General features: G+C 68.6%; 19 protein-coding genes. 9 read left to right on the top strand and 10 right to left on the bottom strand.

All coding sequences use genetic code 11. From position 1 onward, the window contains the following. The first annotated feature begins 108 nt into the window (after positions 1–108). From VLK61_RS12690 to VLK61_RS12675, 4 genes are all read left to right on the top strand, one after another. Positions 109–246 carry a hypothetical protein gene (locus tag VLK61_RS12690; RefSeq protein WP_325421686.1) on the top strand — a complete coding sequence of 46 codons (138 nt, stop codon included), beginning with the start codon at positions 109–111 and terminating at the stop codon, positions 244–246. Between the two features lie 205 nt (positions 247–451). Continuing rightward, positions 452–2314, top strand: coding sequence for a TonB-dependent receptor plug domain-containing protein (locus VLK61_RS12685; RefSeq protein ID WP_325421684.1), 1863 nt, complete (start codon positions 452–454; stop codon positions 2312–2314). A 47-nt stretch (positions 2315–2361) separates the two neighbouring features. Next, positions 2362–2901, top strand: a complete 540-nt coding sequence (locus tag VLK61_RS12680; RefSeq protein WP_325421682.1) for a YfiR family protein — start codon at positions 2362–2364, stop codon at positions 2899–2901. Between the two features lie 58 nt (positions 2902–2959). After that, positions 2960–5044, top strand: a complete 2085-nt coding sequence (locus tag VLK61_RS12675; protein WP_325421680.1) for a hybrid sensor histidine kinase/response regulator — start codon at positions 2960–2962, stop codon at positions 5042–5044. An 85-nt stretch (positions 5045–5129) separates the two neighbouring features. Here the strand turns inward: VLK61_RS12675 and VLK61_RS12670 are convergent, their stop codons facing one another. Together VLK61_RS12670 and VLK61_RS12665 are read right to left on the bottom strand one after the other, a co-directional pair. Further along, positions 5130–6197: an NADP-dependent oxidoreductase gene (locus VLK61_RS12670; RefSeq protein ID WP_325421678.1), complete on the bottom strand. Its 1068-nt coding sequence runs from the start codon at positions 6195–6197 to the stop codon at positions 5130–5132. Between the two features lie 119 nt (positions 6198–6316). After that, complete coding sequence (locus tag VLK61_RS12665) at positions 6317–6874, bottom strand: DinB family protein (protein WP_325421676.1); 558 nt, start codon at positions 6872–6874, stop codon at positions 6317–6319. A 166-nt stretch (positions 6875–7040) separates the two neighbouring features. Here VLK61_RS12665 and VLK61_RS12660 point away from each other — a divergent pair, with 166 nt between their 5' ends. Continuing rightward, on the top strand, positions 7041–8582 hold the full coding sequence (locus tag VLK61_RS12660) for a PhoX family protein (RefSeq protein WP_325421674.1): 1542 nt from the start codon (positions 7041–7043) through the stop codon (positions 8580–8582). A gap of 53 nt (positions 8583–8635) precedes the next feature. Next, positions 8636–9214: a PEP-CTERM sorting domain-containing protein gene (locus VLK61_RS12655; RefSeq protein WP_325421672.1), complete on the top strand. Its 579-nt coding sequence runs from the start codon at positions 8636–8638 to the stop codon at positions 9212–9214. Between the two features lie 37 nt (positions 9215–9251). Here the strand turns inward: VLK61_RS12655 and VLK61_RS12650 are convergent, their stop codons facing one another. Then, complete coding sequence (locus VLK61_RS12650) at positions 9252–11069, bottom strand: DUF885 domain-containing protein (protein WP_325421670.1); 1818 nt, start codon at positions 11067–11069, stop codon at positions 9252–9254. A gap of 240 nt (positions 11070–11309) precedes the next feature. Between VLK61_RS12650 and VLK61_RS12645 the strand changes: the two genes are divergently transcribed. After that, positions 11310–11816, top strand: coding sequence for a hypothetical protein (locus VLK61_RS12645; RefSeq protein WP_325421668.1), 507 nt, complete (start codon positions 11310–11312; stop codon positions 11814–11816). 51 nt (positions 11817–11867) lie between these two features. Here VLK61_RS12645 and VLK61_RS12640 read toward each other — a convergent pair whose 3' ends face one another. Continuing rightward, a complete protein-coding gene (locus tag VLK61_RS12640) occupies positions 11868–13082 on the bottom strand; it encodes a glycerophosphodiester phosphodiesterase (RefSeq protein WP_414636807.1) in 1215 nt (404 codons plus the stop codon). Positions 13083–13197: 115 nt separating this feature from the next. Next, a complete protein-coding gene (locus VLK61_RS12635; RefSeq protein WP_325421759.1) occupies positions 13198–13671 on the bottom strand; it encodes a nuclear transport factor 2 family protein in 474 nt (157 codons plus the stop codon). A gap of 108 nt (positions 13672–13779) precedes the next feature. On the opposite strand from VLK61_RS12635, the gene VLK61_RS12630 reads away from it, so the two are divergent. Then, positions 13780–14826: a GlxA family transcriptional regulator gene (locus tag VLK61_RS12630; protein WP_325421666.1), complete on the top strand. Its 1047-nt coding sequence runs from the start codon at positions 13780–13782 to the stop codon at positions 14824–14826. On the opposite strand, the gene VLK61_RS12625 is transcribed toward VLK61_RS12630, so the two are convergent. Together VLK61_RS12625 and VLK61_RS12620 are read right to left on the bottom strand one after the other, a co-directional pair. Then, the gene (locus VLK61_RS12625) at positions 14786–15961 is read right to left on the bottom strand and encodes a class I SAM-dependent methyltransferase (RefSeq protein WP_325421663.1); all 1176 of its coding nucleotides are present in this window, start codon (positions 15959–15961) and stop codon (positions 14786–14788) included. The two genes, VLK61_RS12630 and VLK61_RS12625, sit on opposite strands and share 41 nt — an antisense overlap. 34 nt (positions 15962–15995) lie before the next feature. Further along, positions 15996–16601, bottom strand: coding sequence for a 2-hydroxychromene-2-carboxylate isomerase (locus VLK61_RS12620; RefSeq protein ID WP_325421661.1), 606 nt, complete (start codon positions 16599–16601; stop codon positions 15996–15998). Positions 16602–16797: 196 nt separating this feature from the next. Between VLK61_RS12620 and VLK61_RS12615 the strand changes: the two genes are divergently transcribed. Continuing rightward, positions 16798–17943, top strand: coding sequence for a GGDEF domain-containing protein (locus tag VLK61_RS12615; RefSeq protein ID WP_325421659.1), 1146 nt, complete (start codon positions 16798–16800; stop codon positions 17941–17943). A 3-nt stretch (positions 17944–17946) separates the two neighbouring features. Here the strand turns inward: VLK61_RS12615 and VLK61_RS12610 are convergent, their stop codons facing one another. From VLK61_RS12610 to VLK61_RS12600, 3 genes are read right to left on the bottom strand one after another with little or no spacing between them, the layout of a single operon-like run. Next, positions 17947–19077, bottom strand: a complete 1131-nt coding sequence (locus VLK61_RS12610) for an acyl-CoA dehydrogenase family protein (protein WP_325421657.1) — start codon at positions 19075–19077, stop codon at positions 17947–17949. A gap of 26 nt (positions 19078–19103) precedes the next feature. Continuing rightward, the gene (locus tag VLK61_RS12605) at positions 19104–19769 is read right to left on the bottom strand and encodes an SDR family oxidoreductase (protein ID WP_325421655.1); all 666 of its coding nucleotides are present in this window, start codon (positions 19767–19769) and stop codon (positions 19104–19106) included. 31 nt (positions 19770–19800) lie between these two features. Next, positions 19801–20979: an acetyl-CoA C-acyltransferase gene (locus VLK61_RS12600; protein ID WP_325421653.1), complete on the bottom strand. Its 1179-nt coding sequence runs from the start codon at positions 20977–20979 to the stop codon at positions 19801–19803. Between the last annotated feature and the right edge of the window lies 1 nt (position 20980).

Genomic DNA, 20980 nt, shown 5'->3' with positions numbered 1-20980 from the left:
GGTACGCCGGCGCACAGACAAGCACGTCGCACAAGAGGACCCTGGTGAACGCAAGGCTTCGCCGACGGCGCAGCCCATTGTCTTCATCACCCGAATCAGGAGGCTCCGATGTCCAAAGGCCAACGCGGCAACAAGGAAGCCAAGAAACCCAAGCGTGATCCCTCGCCGGCCACGCCCTTGGCCCCTGGTGGCGTCGTGCCGGCATTGGCCGTCGTCGCTCCGTTGGAGCGCAACAAGCGTCGATAGGCGCGCTGGACGCGCTCACTGAACTCCCGTCGCGTCGGCACCACAGCCGACGCGGGTTCCTCCCGTGCTTGTCAGCATCCGCCGAGCCTGTTTCAATAGCCTCGCTGGAGCCTGATGCAGTACTGTGCAGACCCAAGGGAGACCGATGCGCGCTGGCAATGGAAGGCATGCGCTTGCTGGCGCATTTCAACGAGGATGGTGGGGATTGTTGGCATGTGCCGCACTGGCCGACGCCCATGCGGCTGAACGTGCACTGGTCGATCTGTCGTTCGAGGAGCTGGCCACGCTCGAGATCACCTCGGTCTCGCGCCGGACCGAACGGCTGAGCGACGCGGCGGCCTCGGTCTACGTGATCACCGCCGATGCGATCCGGCGCTCCGGCGCCAGTTCGCTGCCGCAGGTCTTGCGCCTGGCGCCGAACCTGCAGGTGGCACAGACCGATGCGTCGCAGTTCGCGATCAGCGCGCGCGGCTTCAACAACACCTTCGGCAACAAGCTGCTGGTGCTGGTGGATGGCCGCACGGTCTACGCGCCCGTCTTCTCGGGGGTGTTCTGGGACCAGCAGGACCTGGTGCTCGAGGACATCGAGCGCATCGAGGTCATCAGCGGCCCGGGTGCGACGCTGTGGGGCGCCAACGCCGTCAACGGCGTCATCAACGTCATCACGCGGGCGGCGCAGGGCACGCAGGGCCCGCTGCTGGTCGCCGAGGGCGGGGAGAAAGAGGCCTTGCTGGCGCTGCGCTTCGGCGGCACGCTGCCGGCGGACGGTCACTTTCGGGTTTATGCCAAGCGCACGCAGCGCCAGAACACCCGCACCGAGAGCGGCACCGCGATCCCCGATGGCTGGGACCATCAGCAAGTGGGCTTTCGCGCCGACTGGGCCGGCGCGCGCGACAGCCTGACGCTGCAGGGCGACGCCTACGAGGGCCAGGGGGACGAAAGCCGCCGGGCCTTCGGCGTCCTGGTGTTGGCGCCGACCGAGGTCTCCGGCGTCAACCTGCTCGGACGCTGGGTGCGGCGCTGGGCCGACGGTTCCAGCCTGCGCGTGCAGGCCTACTACGACCATTCGACGCGCGACGACGCGCTGCTGTACCGGCCGACCGTCGACATCGCCGACCTCGAGCTGCAGCACAGCCTGCAGCTGGCCTCGCACAAGCTGGTGTGGGGCGGTGGCTACCGCCGCTCGAGCGATGACATCCAGCCCGGCCTCTTCTTCGGCTTCCACCCGGCTCAGCGCACGCTGCACTGGACCAATGTGTTCGTGCAGGACGAGATCGGCCTCACGCCCACGCTCGACCTGACGCTGGGCGCCAAGCTGGAGCACAACGACTACACCGGCACCGAATCGCTGCCCAGCGCACGCCTGGCCTGGAAGCCGGCGAACGATCATCTGCTGTGGGCCGCCTGGTCGCGCGCGGTGCGGGCGCCGGCGCGGCTGGACCACGACATGACGCTGCCGCCGCGGCCGCCGTTCTTCATCGCCGGCGGGCCGGACTTCATCTCCGAGGTGGCGAACGTCGTCGAGCTGGGTTGGCGCGCGCAGCCGGCGGCCGGCTTCTCGTTCTCGGCCACGCTGTTCCACCACCGCTGGGACCGGCTGCGCAGCGGCCAGCCGGCCCCCAACGCGCTGGTGCAGAACATGATCGACGGCAGCACGCAGGGTCTCGAAGCCTGGGCCTTGTGGCAGCTGTCGCCGCGCTGGCGCATGAGCGCCGGGGCCACGGTGCTGCATCACGATCTGCGCATCAAGCCCGGCAGCACCGATCCGGTAGGCCCCAGCGCGCTGGGCAACGACCCGAAACGGCAATGGCAGCTGCGCTCTTCGTTCAACCCGGCGCCGGGGCATGAGCTGGACATCGGCGTGCGGCGCGTGTCGGCACTGCCGAACCCGGCGGTGCCGGCCTACACCGCGGTCGATCTGCGCTACGGCTGGCATCTGTCGGACGATCTGTCGTTCGCGCTGATCGGCCAGAACCTGTTCGATCCCGGGCATGCCGAGTTCAACGCCGCCCCGGACCGCAGCGAGATGGCGCGCAGCCTGCGGCTGCAGCTGAGGTGGGCCTGGTGACCTCGGCAACGCGGGCGCCACCGCGGCAGCCAGGCTGGGTACGCGGCATGCTAGCCGTCACGCTCGTCCTGCTGAGCAGCCTGGTGGCCGCGCCCAGCCTGGCGCAAGCCTCGCCGAGCGCGGCCGAATACCAGATCAAGGCCGCGTACCTGGTGAAGTTCCTCGGCTACATCGACTGGCCGTCCCAGGCCTTCGGCGCTGGCGATGCGCCGCTGGTCATCGGCGTGCTGGGCGCCGGCTCGCTGGCCGACGAACTGGCGCAGGTGGCCAGCGGCCGGCAGGTCGGCGGCCGCGCACTGGCCGTGCGCAAGCTGCGGCCCGGTGACGCCGCCACCGAACTGCAGGTGCTTTTCATCGCGCGGCCGGAGAACGCCCGCCTGCCCACCATCGCCGCCACCGCGCGGGACCGTGCGCTGCTCATCGTCACCGAATCCGACGAGGCGATGCCGCAGCACAGCGCGATCAACTTCGTCGTCGTCGACGACAAGGTGCGCTTCGACGTCGCGACGCATGCTTTCGACAAGGCCAATCTGCGCGTCAGCGCCCGCCTGCTGACCGTGGCGCGCAAGGTGATGGGGACACCATGAGCGCGCCGGGCCGCCCCCAAGCGCTCATCCCGGAGCACGCAGTGCGGAGGGTAGTCCAGTGAGCACGCGACCCGGCCCCGCGAACACCCGCTCGCTGCAGCAGCAGACCGTGCAGCGCCTGGGCCTCAGCCCGCGCGGCCCACGCTCGCTGGGCAACAAGCTGATCGGCGTGGTGCTGCTGACCACGCTGGTGGCGCTGGCGGTGGCGCTCGGTGCGATGGTGGCCTACGACCTGCGCGCCTACCACCAGGCCTGGCTCAGCGACATGAACACCCAGGCCGAGCTGCTGGGCCAGACCACCGCGCCGGCGCTGAGCTTCGACGATGCCAAGCTGGCACGCGAGAACCTGAACCTGCTGCGGCTGCGGCCGCAGGTGCGGGCCGCGGCGGTGTATGGCGCGACGGGCGCGCTGTTTGCAAGTTATGCCGCAACGGCCGCCGAAACCAGGCTGCCGAAGATGCCCGAGCCTGACGGTGTGCACGTGCGCGGCCAGGACCTGGTGGTCTTCAAGCGCATCGTCTCGAACGGCGAGATCCTCGGCACCGTGTACCTGCGTGCCGACTACGAGTTGTACGACCGCGTGCGCAGCTACGGCGGCATCGCGCTGGCGGTGGCGCTGACGGCGATGCTGGTGGCCTTCGTGCTGTCGGCCCGGCTGCAGAAGATCGTCACGCGGCCGATTCTGGCGATCAGCACCATCGCGCGTGAAGTCATCGAGCAGAAGGACTATTCGCGCCGCGCCGAACGCCTCAGCGACGACGAGGTCGGCGAACTGGTGATGTCCTTCAACGGCATGATGGCCGAGATCCAGCGGCGCACCGACGAACTGGAGCGTTCGCTGGCCGAGAACGCGCGCGAGGTGGTCGAACGCCGCGCGGTGCAGCAGGAAGTGATGCGGCTGAACACCGAACTGGAGCAGCGCGTGCGCGACCGCACCGCGCAGCTCGAGGCCTCCAACCGCGAACTGGCGCTGGCCACCGATTCGGCCGAGCGCGCGAACCAGGCCAAGTCGGAGTTCATCTCCAGCATGAGCCATGAACTGCGCACACCCTTGAACGCCATCCTCGGCTTCGGCCAGCTGCTGGCATCGGACAGCTTCGAGCTGCCGCCCGCCAAGCAGCGTGATTTCACGCGGCACATCCTGAAGGCCGGCAACCACCTGCTGAACCTGATCAACGAGATCCTCGACCTGGCGAAGATCGAATCGGCCAACCTGATGCTGTCGCTGGAACCGGTGGCACTGGCCGACATGCTGGCCGAATGCCGCACGATGATCGACCCCGCCGCCAGCCAGCGCAACATCCGCATGTTGTTCCCCGCCGATCCCTGGCAGAGCGTGGTGGCCGACCGCACGCGGCTGAAACAGGTGCTGCTGAACCTGCTGTCGAACGCCATCAAGTACAACCGCGAAGGCGGCACGGTGATCGTCGATGTCGGCAACACGCCGGCGGGTGGCCTGCGCATCTCCGTGCAGGACACCGGCCAGGGCCTGCGCCAGGAACAGCTCGATGCCATGTTCCAGCCCTTCAACCGCCTGGGTCAGGAGGCTGGTGCGGTGGAAGGCACCGGCATCGGCCTGGTGGTGACCAAGCGCCTGGTCGAGTTGATGGGCGGGCGCATCGGCGTCAGCAGCACGGTGGGCGTCGGCAGCGTGTTCTGGATCGAATTGAAGGGCACCGGCGCGGCCTCGAGCGCGGCGCTTGCCAGCGCCCCCACACCCTTCGACGCGCTGCCGCCGCGCAGCGCCGGCGAAGGCGCGATCCAGCCGCTGCTGCTGCATGTCGAAGACAACCCGGCAAACCTGCAGCTGGTGTCCGAGATCGTCGCGATCCGCGGTGACCTGCGGCAGATCTCGGCGCCGGATGCGCAGCTGGGCATCGAGCTGGCGCGCGTGCATGCGCCGCGCGTGATCCTGATGGACATCAACCTGCCGGGCTTGAGCGGCCTCGATGCGCTGGCGATCCTGCACGCCGACCCGGCCACCGCACACATCCCGGTGATCGCGGTGACCGCCAACGCAATGCCGCGCGACAAGCTGCGGGGTTACTCGGCCGGCTTCTTCCGCTACGTCACGAAGCCGATCGAGATCGCCGAGCTGAACGAGGCCATCGACGCCGCGCTGGCCGAGCCGCGCGGCGGCTGAGCGTCGGCAGGCCAGCGCCGGGCCGCCCCAAGCGGCCTGCGCTCCGCTCGGGGGAAGGCGCCGCAGGCGCCCAGGGGCTGACCATTCAGTCGGCCACCTTCAGCACCAGCTTGCCGAAGTTCTCGCCGTTGAAGAGCTTGTTCAGCGTCGCCGGGAAGGCAGCGACACCGCCCTCGACCACGTCTTCCTTGCTCTTCATGCGGCCGTCCTTCAGGTAGCCGGCCATCTCGGCAATCGCCAAGTGGTAGCGGTCGGCGTAGTCGAACACGACGATGCCCTCCATGCGCGCGCGGTTGACCAGCAGCGACATGTAGTTCTTCGGCCCCACCATCGCGCCGGTGTTGTTGTACTGGCTGATCGCGCCGCAGATGACGATGCGAGCCTTGCGCTTCAGGCGCGCCAGCACGGCATCGAGGATGTCGCCGCCGACGTTGTCGAAGTAGACGTCGACACCGTCCGCGCAGTGCTGCTTCAAACCTTCACGCACGGCGTCCCAGCGCTGCACGCCTTCGGGCGCGGCGGCCTTGTAGTCGATGCAGGCGTCGAAGCCCAGCTCCTTGACGACCCATTCGCACTTGGCCGCGCCGCCGGCGATGCCGACGACCTTGCAGCCCTTGACCTTGGCCAGCTGGCCCACCGTCTGCCCCACCGCTCCGGCGGCGCCAGAGACCACCACCGTTTCGCCGGCCTGCGGCTGGCCGACGTCCATCAGCCCGAAGTAGCCGGTCATGCCCGGCATGCCCAGCACGTTGAGCCACTGCGTCACCGAGCCCACGCGCAGATCGATCTTGGCCAGGCCCGAGCGCTTGAGCTGGTCGGCCGCCACGCGCCAGTACTCCTGCACGCCGGGCGTGCCGCTGACCACATCGCCGACCGCGAAAGCCGGGTTGCGCGACGCGATGACGCGGCCGATGCCGCCGGCGCGCATCACCTCGCCGATGCCGACCGGCGGGATGTAGCTCTTGCCCTCGTTCATCCAGCCGCGCATCGCCGGGTCCAGCGACAGCGCCAGCACCTGAATCAGCAGTTCGCCATCGTTGAGGTCGGCCAGCGGCTCCTCGGTGAACTGCCAGTTCTCCACGGTGGCCTGGCCCACCGGGCGGGATGCCAGGCGAACCTGGTGGTTGACGAGGGTGGCGTGGGTGCTGGGCATCGGTGTCTCCGGGGAACGAACTTGAGGGAGCCGATGCTAGGCGCAGGACCGCGGCCCCGCAGTCGCGGTGGCGACGGTATCGGAGTTCTCGACCCCTGCGGGCAGATCGGGCCAGCGCTTCAGCGGCCGTAAACAAACGCCTCCTGCCAGCCCAGCGCGGCCATGTCGACCGTGCGCAGGTGCGCCTCGCTGGGCATCATGAATTCGTCGAGTTGCGGCGGCGCGGTGGCGGTGCCGGCGAGCATGGCATGCACCTGGCCGCGGTGGTGCACCTGGTGGTTCAGCAGGTGGGCCAGTACGTTGGCGGCGCGGTCGCGCTGCACATGGTCGCCGCGCTGCAGCTGCACCTCGGCATTCGCGGCGGCGGCATCCAGGCGCTCGCAGAAGTCGATCAGGCGCTGGTCCGCGGCGGCCTGGGCGGGGGCCAGCGTCTGCAGGTCGTCGTGGCTCGGCACGGCGTCGTACTGCGCGGCCATGTCGGCCTCGCGGTACAGCGCGGCGATGTAGTACACGTCCACCGCCAGGATGTGCTGCAGCGTGGCCATCAGGCTGGGGAAGAAGCTGGTGCGCGGCGCATGCAGCGCCTCGCGCGTCAGCGGACGCATGGCTGCGTGCAGGCGGTGGTTGGCCAGCCGGTTGGCGTGGGCCTGAATGCGCAGGTAGTCGATCAAGTCCATCGTCGGTTCCTTGGCTGTCGGCTTGGGTGGTGGGCTTCGGGGGTGGGCCTCGGCGGCCAGGCCCGATGAACGGGGCGGCGACATCGTCGTGACACGCGGTGGTCATCGCGCTCGTTCATTCTGCCGGCGCCGCGCCGCGGCCATCCGCAGTAACGAGGGACACCCCATGACAGCCACACCCCATTCGAACCCGAGACGCCAACTTCTCAAAGGCGGCTCGGTCGCCATTGCCGCCGCCTTCGGCGGGCCGATCGCCGCCTTGGCCAGCCGCGTCGCCGAAGCCGCGGCCTGCAACGCCGCCACCGCGTCGGTGCTGCTCGACAGCCCCTACGGCGCGGTGGCGCCGGTCAATGACCTGACGACCGGCCTGCCGTTGATCGAGCTGCCGCCCGGCTTCAGCTACAAGTCCTACGGCTGGCGCGGCGACATCATGGCCGACGGGCTGGCCACGCCGAGCAACCACGACGGCATGGGCGTGGTGCTGCAGCGCCGGGTCGGCCGCAGCACCGAGATCGTGCTGGTGCGCAACCACGAGCTGTCCAACGGCAGCAGCGCAGCGGCCATCATCGGCGCCGGCAGCGCGTCGGTGGCCAAGTACGACACCGGCCGCACCGCGTCCGGCATCACCGGCTACCAGCTCGGCGGCACCTCGAACCTGGTGTTCCGCGACGGCCAGTGGGTCAGCAGCTACGCCTCCTTCGGCGGCACCTACCGCAATTGCGCCGGCGGCTGTTCGACCTGGGGCTCATGGCTGACCAACGAAGAAGTGCGCAGCAACACCGTCAGCGACACCGGCAAGCGCCACGGCTATGTGTTCGAGGTCCCGGCGGACACGAGTCTGAACGCCGCCAGCACGAACCCCATCGTCGGCATGGGCCGCATGGCGCACGAGGCCTGCGCGATCGACCCGGCCACCGGCTACTGGTACCTGACCGAGGACCAGGGTAATGCCAACACGCTGTACCGCTTCCGGCCGGCCAATCTGCAGGGCGGCTTGCATTCGCTGCAGGCCGGCGGCCAGTTGCAGGGCTTGAAGCTGCGCAACGTGATGAATGCCGATCTGCGCGGCCCGACGCTGTGCCAGGAGTTCGACGTCGAGTGGGTGGACATCGCCAACCCGGACCTGGACGGCGCCAACCTGGCGTCGGTGCTGGGCACGGTCTCGGCCAGCGGCCCCTACCTGCAGGCCTATGCCAAGGGCGCGGCGATCTTCGGCGCCAACGAAGGCTGCTGGGTCGCCAACGGCGTGGTCTTCTTCACCGACAAGCAGGTCACCACCAGCCCCGCGCGCGCCGGCCGCATCTGGGCGCTGGACCTGGCCTCGGGCGTGCTGAAGGCGATCTTCGTCAGCAACGACATCAGCGTCGGCAACTCGCCGGACAACCTGTGCATCAGCCCGCGCGGCGGCGTGCTGTTCTGCGAAGACGGCGGCAACAGCGGGCCGAACAGCGGGCCGGCGGTCACGCAGCAGCGGCTGATGGTGGTGCACCCCAACGGCGGCTCGTCGATCTTCGCGAAGAACAACTACAACTTCACGGCGGCCCAGCTGACCGCCGCCGGCAAGCCGGCCGCCGCCAGCGGCAACTTGCGCAACACCGAATGGTGCGGCGCCTGCTTCAGCCCCGATGGCCGCGTGCTGTTCGCCAACCTGCAAGGCCCCGGCGTCACGCTGGCCATCACCGGCCCGTGGGCCAACGGCTCGCTGTGAACACCGTGAACGCGCAGCCCTCCCGCACTCATTCCTCTCAGGACCTGACCCCCATGAAGAAACTCCTCATTGCCGCGGCCCTGGGCCTGGCGGCCTGCCTGCCCGCTTCGGCGGCGCTGCTCGTCGGCTCATCGACCACCGGCGCCAGCGTGGTGGCCGACTACAGCAGCACCGGCCTGATCTCATTCGACGCCGACCTGGCCAGCGCCGATTCGGTGCGGCTGGACTACGAACTGACGGCGGGCGACCTGGCCGCGCCGCTGGACTTCAATGCCGTCGTGCGCAACCTCACCGGCACCGGGCTGGAACACCTGTATTTGATGCTGAGCCTGTCGAGCTTCGACAGCAGCGGCAGCGTGACGCGCAGTTTCGGTGGTAGCACGCAGATCGATGTCAACGGCGGCTTGGCCTGGCTGCACTTCACGCCGGCCGAATACCTGGACATCCACATCGGCGACCCGCTGGCCACCGGCAGCGCCACCGACTGGACCCTCGCCACCGCCGACCTGCACGCCGGCGACCGCCTGAGCATCACCGTCGGCGCGGTGCCGGAGCCGGCCAGCCTGGCCTTGGTGCTCGCGGCGCTGGGCCTGCTGGGCTGGACAACGCTGCGAAGCCGCTCGCACAGCTGAAGCACCGCCAAGCGGCCGCAGGCGCTCCGGGGGTGGGTCACATCCTGCGGCTCGCGATCCAGTCGTCCACCACGCGCTCCAGCACCACCAGCGGCAGCGCGCCGTGGGTCAGCACCTCGTTGTGGAACTGCTTGAGGTCGAAGCGCGCGCCCAGCGCCAGCTTTGCTTTCTCGCGCAGCGCCAGGATCTTCAGCATGCCGGCCTTGTAGGCCAGCGCCTGGCCGGGGTTGACGAAGTAGCGTTCGATCTCGGTCACCACATCGGCCTCGGCCATGCCGGTGTTGTCCCGCATGTAGGTGATGGCCTGTTCGCGCGTCCAGCGCTGGGCGTGGATGCCGGTGTCGACCACCAGGCGCACGGCACGCATCATCTCGTCGCGCAGCCGGCCCAGGTTGTCCAGCGGCTCCGGCTCGAAGCCCAGCTCCCAGGCCAGGCGCTCGGCATACAGCGCCCAGCCTTCGGCAAACGCGGTGAAGGGCAGCACGCGGCGGAAGAAGGGCACGCCCTGCAGTTCCTGCGCGATGGCGATCTGGAAGTGATGCCCCGGAATGCCCTCGTGGTAGGCCAGCGTGCGCATCGCGAATTTCGGCGTCTCGGTGGTGTCGCGCATGTTGGCGTAGAACACGCCGGGGCGCGTGCCGTCGAACGCGCCGCCCTGGTAGTAGGCCGCCGGCGCGGTGGCCTGCGCGAACTCGGGCACGGCCTTCACTTCCATGCCCAGCTTGGGCCGCACATCGAAGGCGGTATCGAGCTTGCCATTGGCTTCGTCGATGATGGCCTGGTAGCGTGCCAGCATCGCCGCGCGGCCTTCCGGGGTGTTCGGATACTGCTGCGCGGGTTGCGCCGCGAGTTGCAGCACGCGCTGGCCCACCGTGCCTTGGGCCAGGCCCTGGGCCTTCAGGATCTCGTCCATCTGCGCGCTGATGCGTGCCACTTCGGCCAGGCCCAGTTCATGCGCCTGCCGCGGCGTCATGTCGGTGGTGGTGTGCTGGCGGATGCACCAGGCGTAATAGCGCTCGCCGTCGGGCAGGTGCCAGGCGCCGTGGTTGCCGTCGGCCTTGGGCCGCAACGCTTGCATGTAGCTGATCAGCGAGCGATAGGCCGGATAGACCTGCTGCTCGACGGCGCCGGCCGCCTGCGCCAGCAGCCGCTCACGCGTGGCGGCATCCAGTTCGGCCTCGGGCAGCTTGTCCAGCTTGTCGCGGAAGCTGGTGTAGAGCGAATGGTCCTGGGGCGCGGGCTGGATGAAGCCCTGCATCTGCAGCAGCACCTTGTCCACCGTGAAGCGCGGCGGAATGACCTGCTTGCTTTCGCGCAGGCGCAGGCTCTCCAGCAGCTGCGCGAACTTCTCGCGAAAGGCGTTCAGCCGCGCGATGTAGGCCTGCGCGTCCGCCAGGTTGTTGACCTGGTGCACTTGGGTCATGAAGTTCGGCAGGTCGCTCTGCACACCGAACTGCTGGTTCACCGGGAAGTCATGGTGCAGCCAGGGCTCGCCCTCGACCTGGATGCGCAGGAAATAGGCCAGCGTGTCGTAGGACAGCCGGCCCTCGCGGTCCAGCGCATCACGGTCGTAGCGCTGCAGCGTCGCGTAGCCTTCGCGCACCAGCTTCGCGCCGCGTTCGTCGGCTGCCGGCGAGGCATCGTCGAGCCGGCTGCTGTAGAAATCCGCCCAGCCGGGCAGGATGCGCAGGCTGGACAGCAGCTCCGGCTTGTCCAGTGCAAACGACGCAAAGACACGGGTGTAGAACCAGTCCAGCCGCAATGGCTTGAAGTACCAGGTGTGAGCCAGCAGCGCGGCCGCCAGCAGCACCAAGGTCAACAGCAGCAGCAGGGTCCACTTGATGATTCGCAGCATCGGGCGATGCTAGCAGTGCGCTCACCCCTCGCACCGCGTGCCCATTGCGCCACGCGGAACGACGCTTTCAAGAGCTTGCAATACGGCACTGGACGCTGGCCGGTCTGCACGCCAAGCTTGCAGCGGGATAACTTGCCAAGGCAGCGTCACCACGATGCGGAAAGAGATGATGCCCCTCGTGTTGATTGCGGGCCTGGCCCGTGAATCCCATCCAGGGAAAGATTCTGAAAGGAGCCTGCAATGGCACACAAACCCTCTGTGAATGCGGAATTCGTCGACAAGGTGCTGCGCGAGAGCACGCTGGGATCGACAGCAGTGAACCGTCTGCACCAGGACTACAAGAAGTCCGTCAAGGAAGCGATCGCCGGTGCCGCCGGCTGGCATGGATCCGACGACATCCAGACCCTGACCGGCCTGGAGGGCAGTTTCCTGTGGTCGGAAGACCCGGTGGCCGCCACCCAGATCAACTTCAAGTTCGACGCCGGCCATGTCGGCAACCAGGGCACCTACAAGCTCAGTGCCCCCGGCAAGCCGGTGGAGCAAGGCAGCTTCTTCAGCGTGCCCAACAACCCCGCCATCGGCTGGGCCTTCGTCAACCTGCTGCCGGCGGGCCTGCCGCCGCGGTCCTTCATCGTGTCCGGCATGATGACCGACGAGCACTGGCAGATCATCATCGGCCTGCTGAAAAAAACCGGCGCCGACGGGCCGCTGCAGCCGGCGTTCTCGATCATCCGCACCGGCGCATAGCCGGCAGGATGCGCGGCACCGCGCTGTCCGGCGCCGCCCGGAACCGGTCGCTCAGCGGCCGGTTTCCTTCAGGTAGTCCGTGCGCGCGGCGACCGCAGTGTCCGGAAAGTCCGAGAACAGGCCGTCCAGGCCCAGGCGATAGTACTGAATGTACTCGGCCTTCGGGTCACCCTTGTAGTCACCCGCCAGGCGGCGCGCTTCGTTGCGGAAGGTGTAGGCGTGCACGAAGAGGCCGGCCTTGTGCGCGTCAGCGATCAGCGTGGTCGGCGCCTGCGACGTGGCGTCGCGCAGGTCGACCTTGCCGTCGCCATTGACGTCGCGCAGGTTGCCGGCCGCGTCCAGCGTGCCCTTCATCGGCACGATGTAGGGCTTCCACGGGCCGATGCCGTCGGCATAGGTTTTGATCTCGGCCAAGCCGGTGGGCGTGACCATCGCGCTGAACAGGCGCGCATCGCCGGCCTTGAACCAGTCGTAGGGACGGTCGTAGGGCGCGGCGTAGCTCAGGCCGCCGGTCTTCAGGTTGTAGTCGTCGGCATCGATCAGCTGGATCAGCTTCGTCGCCAGTCCCAGCGTCTTCAGCCGCTTCAGGCTGCCCGGCTCGAAGCTCTGCACGTAGATCGGCGCGGTCTTGCTGTTCCAGCCGGCCGCCGTGACCATCGCCACCAGCTTCTCTTCCAGCGGCAGGCCGAGGTCGCGGTGATAGGTCGGGTTCTTGGTCTCGGGGTACACCGCGATCGTGCGGCCGAGCTTGGTGCTCTGGGCCTTGGCCAGGTCGATGATCTCCTGGAAAGTCACCACCTTGTACAGGCCGTTGTACTGCTGCGGCCGCTCGGCATCGGTCGAGATGCCGCCAAGCTGCTTGATCTCGGCCAGCGTGAAGTCATGAGCGAACCAGCCGGTCTGCTTCTCGCCGTCGACCAGCCAGTCCACCCGTTTGCGGTCGGCGAACTGCGGCAGGCTGGCGACATTGGTGCTGTAGGCGAGGTTCGGATCGTGGCGCGAGATCAGCACGCCGTCCTGGGTCGAGATCAGGTCCGGTTCAATGACATCGGCGCCCTGGTCGATGGCTTTCTGGTAGGCCTCCAGCGTGTGCTCGGGCAGGTAGCCGCCGGCACCGCGATGGCCCACCACCAGCGGCTGCTGGCCGTCCAGCGTCGGCAGCGGCTCGGGATCGTCACCGCCCATGCAGGCCACCAGCGTGGCCGACATCAGGGCGGTCAACGAGAGCACGCCAAGGGCGCGGCGGAGGGTACGGGCTTCGGTCATGGTCGGCTGGACTCGGTTGGGCTGGCAAGCCCGCGATGTTCAGCAGCGCCGATGACGGGGCGGTGACCCGCGTGTGACCGATCGGTGAAGGCCCTGGCCGATCATTGCCCCCGGATCAACGCCCGTTCTTGCGATAGGCCGCCAAGCCCTGCGCAGCCTGCTTGCGCACCGCGTTGTGCACCAGCGGCGTCCAGCCCAGCAGCAGGCCCTTGGCGCCCAGCGCCTGGCGCGTCCAGCGCCAGAGGTCGAACTGGTCACGGTGCTGCAGGATCCGGCCGTCGCGGAAGGTGAAGCTGGCCTGGATGTCGTTGACCACCATGCGGCCCGTGCCGCTGAACAGATAGGTCGCCACCCAGTGCGCACGGCCCTGCTGCGCGTCGGCCTCGATGCCATCGAAGCTCAGTGAAAAATTCTTGGCGCGCGCGGTCAGCATGCGCCACATGTCGCCGACCTCGGCGCCCTTCAGCGCCGTGAACACCGGGTCGGAAAAGCTGGCATCGGCGCGATAGCAGGTGGCCATCGTCTCGGCATCGCCGCGCTGGAAGGCGCTGTAGAAACGGGTCAAGAGCTCAGCGTTGGCATGCATCAGGGTCTCCAGTGTGGCGGGATTGTGCGCCGCATGGCGCGCGCATGGCGTTGGCCGGATCGACATAAACGTGTCTAATAGCGCCACACTCCTCCGTTTCTGCGAATCCGCATGATCACGATTGCGCTGCTGCTGTGCCCGAGCACCGTGCCGTCCAGCCTGGCGATGGCGCTGGACGTCTTCCAACTGGCCAACCAGGTGGCCAGCCAGGCGCCGGGCGGAGCACCGTTGTTCCGACTGCAGCGCATCAGCATTGATGCGCGGCCGATCGACAGCCCGCTCGGCCGGCTGAACGTGGACGGCGGGCTGGACGGCGCCGCACGAGCCGACCTGCTGCTGGTGCCGGCGGTGGGCCACCAGCTCGATGCGGTGATTGCCGACAACCGGCAGTTGATCGACTGGTTGCGGCTGCGCCGCGGCCGGCGCACCAACGCTGCAGGCGCTGCGTCGTCCACCCGCGCGGCGCCGCCGCGCTTCGCCAGCCTGTGCAGCGGCGCGTTCGTGCTGGCCGCTGCCGGCCTGCTCGATGGCCGCCGCGCCACCACGCACTGGACGCTGGAGGCGCTGTTCCGCCGGCGCTTCCCGCAGGTGCGCCTGGCCATCGACGCACTGCTGACACAGGACGGCGACGTCTGCTGTTCGGGCGGCGCGTATGCCGGGCTGGACCTGTGCCTGCACCTGGTGCGGCTGTGCGGCGGCGAGGGCTTGGCACGCCAGGTGGCCAACCTGCTGGTGATCGACGACCTGCGCACAACGCAACTGCGTTATGCGCCGCGCGTGCCCGCCGGCGGCCATGGTGATGGCGCGATCCAGCGGCTGCAGCGCTGGCTCGATGGCCATTACGCCGACAGCGTGACGCTGGAGCAACTGGCCGAGCGCACCCATTGTTCGCCGCGCACGCTCCTGCGCCGCTTCAAGGCGGCCACCGGCCTGACGCCGATCGATTACCTGCAACGTGTGCGGGTGACCGCCGCCGAAGCCCAGCTCGGCGACGGCCGGCAAACGGTGGAGACGGTGGCCTGGGCCGTCGGCTACGAAGACCGCGCGGCCTTCGCCAAGATCTTCAAGCGGCTGACCGGCGAGAGCCCGGCCGCCTATGGCCGGCGGGCGCGCGCACTCACGGCCGAGTCATCGCACCCAGCCGCCACAGCGAGGTGACTTCCGCCGAGCGTGCCGCATGCAGCGGGTCGCTGGTATCGGCGGCGCGGCGGTGCGCCGGGCGGGTGTCCAGCCGGCCCAGCACCTGCAGGCCGGCGTCGTGGATCCAGCCCAGCAGCTCGTCGCGGCTGCGCAGGCCCAGGTGCTCGGCCAGGTCGGACAGGATCAGCCAGCCTTCGCCGCCCGGCGCCAGGTGCGCGGCGAGGCCGGCCAGCCAGCCGCGCAGCATGGCGCTGTCGGGGTCGTAGACGGCGGATTCCAGCGGTGAACTCGGCCGCGCCGGCACCCAGGGCGGGTTGCAGACAATCAGACCGGCTTTGCCTTTCGGGAAGAGATCGGCTTGCACCAGCTTCACCCGCTCGGCCAGGCCCAGCCGGGCCAGGTTGTCCTGCGCACAGGCCAGCGCGCGCGGGTCCAGGTCGGTGGCCTGCAGCGGCTTGACGCCGCGCCGTGCCAGCACCGCGGCCAGTACGCCGGTGCCGGTGCCGATGTCGAAGGCGCCAGCATTCTTCGAGGCCGCCGGCAGCGGCGCCTGGGCCACCAGCTCGACATACTCGCCGCGCACCGGCGAGAACACGCCGTGGTGCGGGTGGATGCGGTCCTTCAACGCGGGGATCTCCACGCCCTTCTTGCGCCACTCGAACGCGCCGATCAGGCCCTGCAGTTCACGCAGCGATGCCACGTAGTGCTCGGCCATCGCGCCATGCGCCTCCAGCCCGGCCTGGCGCACGTCCGGGGCGCGGCGCAGCGGCACGCCGTGGTCGGACTCGAAGGGCAGCAGCAGCATGCCCAGCACCCGCGCCCGCAGCGCCTGGGCCTGGCGATGGGCATGGAACGCGTCCTTCAGATGGGCGGCGGGCTTGGCAATACCGGCACCACGCTTGGCACCCCGCTCGGCCTTGCTGTCGATGCGCCGGCCAAGCGCCTGCAGCAACTGCCGCGCATTGTGGAAGTCACCCACCCACAGCAGGCCGGTGCCTTCGCAGGCCAGCTTGTAGGCCGCATCGGCGTTCAGGCTGTCATCGACCACCCGCACCCGCTTGGGCGGCGGGTGGCCGGCCAGCGACAGCCAACGCGCCTGCTGCGCCTGGCCTTCGTTGTCGGTCCATGTGATGTGCGGATGCGCTTCGTTCATCGGCCCATTGTCCGGCGACGGACCGGCGCAAGGGTCAGAAGGGTCCCGTGGTGAGTACCCGTTCGATCTGCGGCTTGCGGTCATTGCCCCAGAAGGGCTCCCCGTCGACGATGAAATAGGGCGCACCGAACACGCCGGCGGCCACTGCCTGCTCGTTGGCCAGGCGCAGCCGGTCTTTCCACACCAGGTCGTTCCAGGCGCGTTCGGCGGCTTCGGCATCGAGCCCGGACTCGGCCGCCAGCGCCTTCAAGGCCGCGCGCTCGTTGAGCGGCACGCCACGCACGAAATACGCGCGCAAGGCGCTGCGGGTCCAGTGCGATGCCACGTCCGGGCCTTGCACATCGTGCAGCCACCAGAACACCCGCGCGGCATTCTGCGTGGGGATCGGGAAGGGCTCCGGCATCACGAAAGGCAGGCCTTCGTGGCGCGCTGAACGCGCAAAATCGCGCAGGCTGTACTCCCGCTTGAGCGGATGATCCACCGGGCTGCGCAGCTCAGCCGCCTGGAAGGTGACGCCCAGCAGGATGGCGTGGCGCCGCACCATGCGGCCATGGCGCGCGGCCAGCGCGTCGATCCATTCGTTGGCGATATAGGAGTACGGCGACGAGAAGTCGAAGTAGAAGTCGATCGGCGAGTGCATGGCGGCACGCTAGCCCGCTGCCGCGCGCGTGTCCATCGGTAACGATGCGAGGCGCGCGGCGCGGCCGGCCGCAGCACCGACAATGCGGCATGAGACTCGTGCAGCGCCCTGCCGCCTGCCGGCCCGCCCCGCCGCCGGCCGCGGGTTTGCGGCGCTGGTTGGCCAGGCGCGGCTTCCTTTACAGTCTCGCCCGCTGATGACGGACCTGAACATACCTCCGCTGCTGTGGCTGGTGGCCTACCAGATGGGCCTGCATGCGCTGCTGTGGGGCCTGAGCAGCCTGATGCTGCGCGAATCCCGTTCCGCCGTGGCGCACTGGGCGCTTTTCATGCTGTTGCTGGGCGCGGGACTGGCACTGGCCGGCGCCCGCAGCGAGCCGCGGCTCTGGCTGTTCTACAACGGCGCGAACATGATCGCCGTGCTGGGCTTTGCAGTGATGCGCCGCGGTACCGAGCAGTTCCTGGGGCTCGACCGTTACGACCGGGAACAACTCGCGGTGCTGCTGCCGGTGCTGGGCATGATTGCGCTGATCGGCCCCAGCGAACAGTGGGCTCCGCTGCGCGTCACGCTGGCCTACGGGGCGCAAGCCTTCATCATGCTGCGCATGGCCGCCGTCATCCGCCCGGCGCTGGCACAGGAGTTCGGCCGCAAGGTCATGCTCGCCATCTGCCTGCCCGCGATCGTCATCGGGCTGGTCCTGATCGGCCTGGGACTGCGCCAGGTCGTGCTGTGGAAAGAGCCCATCGAAATGCATCTGGGCGTCAGCGGCAACATCGCGCTGATGTACCTCTACCTGAGCGGCAGCGCGCTGTTCACTTTCGGCTTCTTCGTGCTGCTGACGCAGCGCCTGGTGGCCAGCTTGCAGCAGGCCGCCGTGCGCGACCCGCTGACCGGCCTGTTCAACCGCCGCGCGATGACCGAGCAGCTGGAACGCCAGTGGCTGCGCCACCGCCGCACGCAGGCACCGCTGGCGGTGCTGGTGATCGACATCGACCATTTCAAGCGCATCAACGACACACTCGGCCATGCCGCCGGCGACAGCGTGCTGATGCACCTGTCCACGCTGCTGCAAAGCCACGTGCGCGGCGAAGACGTGGTTGGCCGCGTCGGCGGCGAAGAGTTCCTGCTGCTGCTGCCCGACACCCAGTCGCAGCAGGCCATCGCGCTGGCCGAGCGCCTGCGCGTGCTGGTGCGCGCCGAATCGCTGGGCACCACCATCAGCGTCGGCATCGCGCTGGCGCATTCGGTGGACGACAGCGCCGAGAGCGTGATCGCGCGGGCCGATGCAGCGCTCTATCGGGCGAAGGACGCGGGACGCAACCGCATCGAGGTGGCGGACTGAAGATCAGGCCAGCGCCCGCGCAATCAGGATCTTCTGCACTTCAGACGTGCCTTCGTAGATCTGGCACACGCGCACGTCGCGGTAGATGCGCTCGACCGGGAAGTCGCTGACATAGCCGTAGCCGCCGAAGACCTGGATCGCCGCCGAGCACACGGCTTCGGCCATCTCGCTGGCGTTGAGCTTGGCCATCGCGGCCTCCTTCAGGCAGGGGCGGCCGGCGTCCTTCAGGCTGGCGGCATGCCAGATCAGTTGGCGCGCGGCTTCGATCTTCGTCGCCATCTCGGCCAGCTTGAACTGGATGGCCTGGTGGTTGAAGATCGCCGTGCCGAAGGCCGTGCGTTCCTTGCTGTAGGCCAGTGCCGCCTCGAAGGCCGCTCGCGCCATGCCGACGCTTTGTGACGCGATGCCGATGCGCCCGCCCTCCAGCCCGGACAGTGCGATCTTCAGGCCCTGGCCTTCTTCGCCCAGCAGGTTCTCGGCCGGCACGCGGCAGTTGTCGAAGTTGATCTGCGCGGTGTCGCTGGCATGCTGGCCCATCTTGTCCTCGATGCGCGCCACGCTGTAGCCGGGTGTCGTCGTGGGCACCACGAAGGCGCTGATGCCGCGCTTGCCGGCGGCCTTGTCGGTGACGGCCATGACGATCGCCACATCGCCGTTCTTGCCGCTGGTGATGAACTGCTTGACGCCGTTCAGGACGTAGTGGTCACCCTCTTTCACGGCCGTCGTGCGCAGCCCGTCGGCCTGCGAGCCGACATGCGGCTCGGTCAGGCAGAAGGCGCCCAGCATGTCGCCGCGGGCCAGCGGTTTCAGGAAGCGCTGCTTCTGGTCTTGGTTGCCGAAGGCCATCAGGATCGAGCAGACGGGACAGTTGTTGACGCTGACCACCGTGCTGGTCGCGCCGTCGCCGGCGGCGATTTCTTCGAGCATCAGGGCCAGCGCCAGGTAGTCGAGGCCAGCGCCGTCGTAGTCAGTGGGCACGGCCACGCCGTAGCAACCCAGCGCGGCCAGGCCCTTCAGTTCGGCGGCCGGGAAGTGGTGGCTCTTGTCCCAGGCCGCGGCTCTCGGCGCGATCTCGGCCTGCACGAAGTCGCGAACCGCTTCTTGCACCGCACGGTGGTCGTCGCTGAGCAGCATGGTGTTGTCTCCGGGTGTTGTCGGGGTCACCAGCTCAGGCGCTCGCCGTCGTGGTTGAGGAAGCTGCCGTTGTCGGCGGGGGTCAGGGCGGCGACGGTCTCGCGCATCGTGCGCACGCTGTGTTCAACCTCGATATCTGCGTCCGTGCCGCCCATGTCGGTGCGCACCCAGCCTGGGTGCAATGACACGCAAATGGCGCGGCCTTCGAGGGCCAGCGAGACGTCTTTCATGAGCGAATTCAGCGCCGCCTTGGAGGCGCGGTAGAGCCAGCCGCTGGGGTTGCTGCGCAGGCTGATCGAGCCCATGCGCGATGAAATCACGGCGATGCGGGCCTGCGGCGCCAGGGCTTCGGCGACGATCGGCAAGACGCGCATCGCGGCGAGCACATTGGTGTGCATCACGGTGTTGAACTCTTCTTCCGTCGGCGACTGCAGTGCGCTGCTGCGAGGGCCGTAGACGCCGGCGACGAGCCAGACGGTGTCGAAGCTCTCGCCGTCGAGTCGCCGGGCCAGGCCGGCGGTGCTGGCGGTGTCGGTGATGTCCAGCTTCAGCGGCTTGGCGCCGGCTTGCTGGATCGTCTTCAAGCCTTCGTCGCCGCGGGCGGTGGCGATGACACGATCACCCGCCGCCTGGTGCTGGCGGGTCAGTTCGAGGCCGATGCCACGGGAGGCGCCCAGGATGAGGACGTTCATTCTTCTGTCTCGCCTGGATCAGGGTTCGTGCTCAGACCAGCTCCACCGCCATCGCGGTCGCTTCACCGCCACCAATGCAGAGCGCAGCAACACCCCGCTTCAACCCGCGCTTGCGCAGAGCCCCCAGCAGCGTGACGACGATCCGCGCACCCGATGCCCCGATCGGATGCCCCAGCGCACACGCCCCGCCATGCACATTGACGATCTCGTGCGGCAGCTTGAACTCGGCCATCGCCGCCATCGTCACCGCGGCAAAAGCCTCGTTGACTTCCCACAGGTTGACGCTCTTGGCGTCCCAGCCCGCCTTCTTCAGGACCTTCTCGATGGCCCCTGCCGGCGCGGTGCTGAACCATTCCGGCGCCTGCGCATGCACCGCATGCGAAACGATGCGCGCCACCGGCGTGACACCCATCTGCTTCGCGGTCGAATCACGCATCAGCACCAGCGCCGCCGCGCCATCGGAAATGCTCGACGATGTCGCCGCAGTGATCGTGCCGTCCTTCTTGAACGCCGGCTTCAGGCCGGCGATCTTGTCGAGCTTGGCCTTGAACGGCTGCTCGTCGAACTTGAGCACCGTGTCGCCGGACTTGCCGGGCACGGTGACCGGCGCGACTTCCCAGGCGAAGCTGCCGTCTTCATTGGCCGCCTTGGCGCGTGTGGTCGAGGCGATCGCGAACTGGTCCTGGGCCTCGCGCGTGAAGCCGTACTTGGCCACGCACTGTTCGGCAAACACGCCCATCGCCTTGCCACGTTCATAAGCGTCTTCCAGGCCATCCAGCGCCATGTGGTCAAGCATCTGCGCTGCGCCGTACTTGACGCCCTTGCGCGCGAACATCAGGTGCGGCGCGTTGGTCATGCTCTCCATGCCACCGGCCAGCATCACCTTGGCCGAGCCGGCGGCCAGCATGTCGTGCGCGAACATCATCGCGCGCATGCCGGAGCCGCACATCTTGCTCAAGGTCACCGCGCCGGCGGAATCCGGCAGGCCCGCGCGGCGCAAGGCCTGGCGCGCCGGCGCCTGACCCTGGCCGGCCATCAGGCAGTTGCCGAGCAGCACCTCGTCGATCGCATCACCGGGCACGCCGGCGCGTTCGACAGCAGCCTTCAGCGCCACGGCGCCCAGTTCCCAGGCGGCCAGCGACGAGAAGTCGCCCAGCAGCCCGCCGATGGGTGTGCGTGCGGCAGAAACAATGACGATGGGATCGGCCATG

Source organism: Aquabacterium sp. (assembly GCF_035476535.1).
Lineage (GTDB): Bacteria > Pseudomonadota > Gammaproteobacteria > Burkholderiales > Burkholderiaceae_C > Pseudaquabacterium.
Note: the sequence above shows the minus strand (reverse complement) of the source record. Positions and strands in the feature narration are given on the sequence as shown.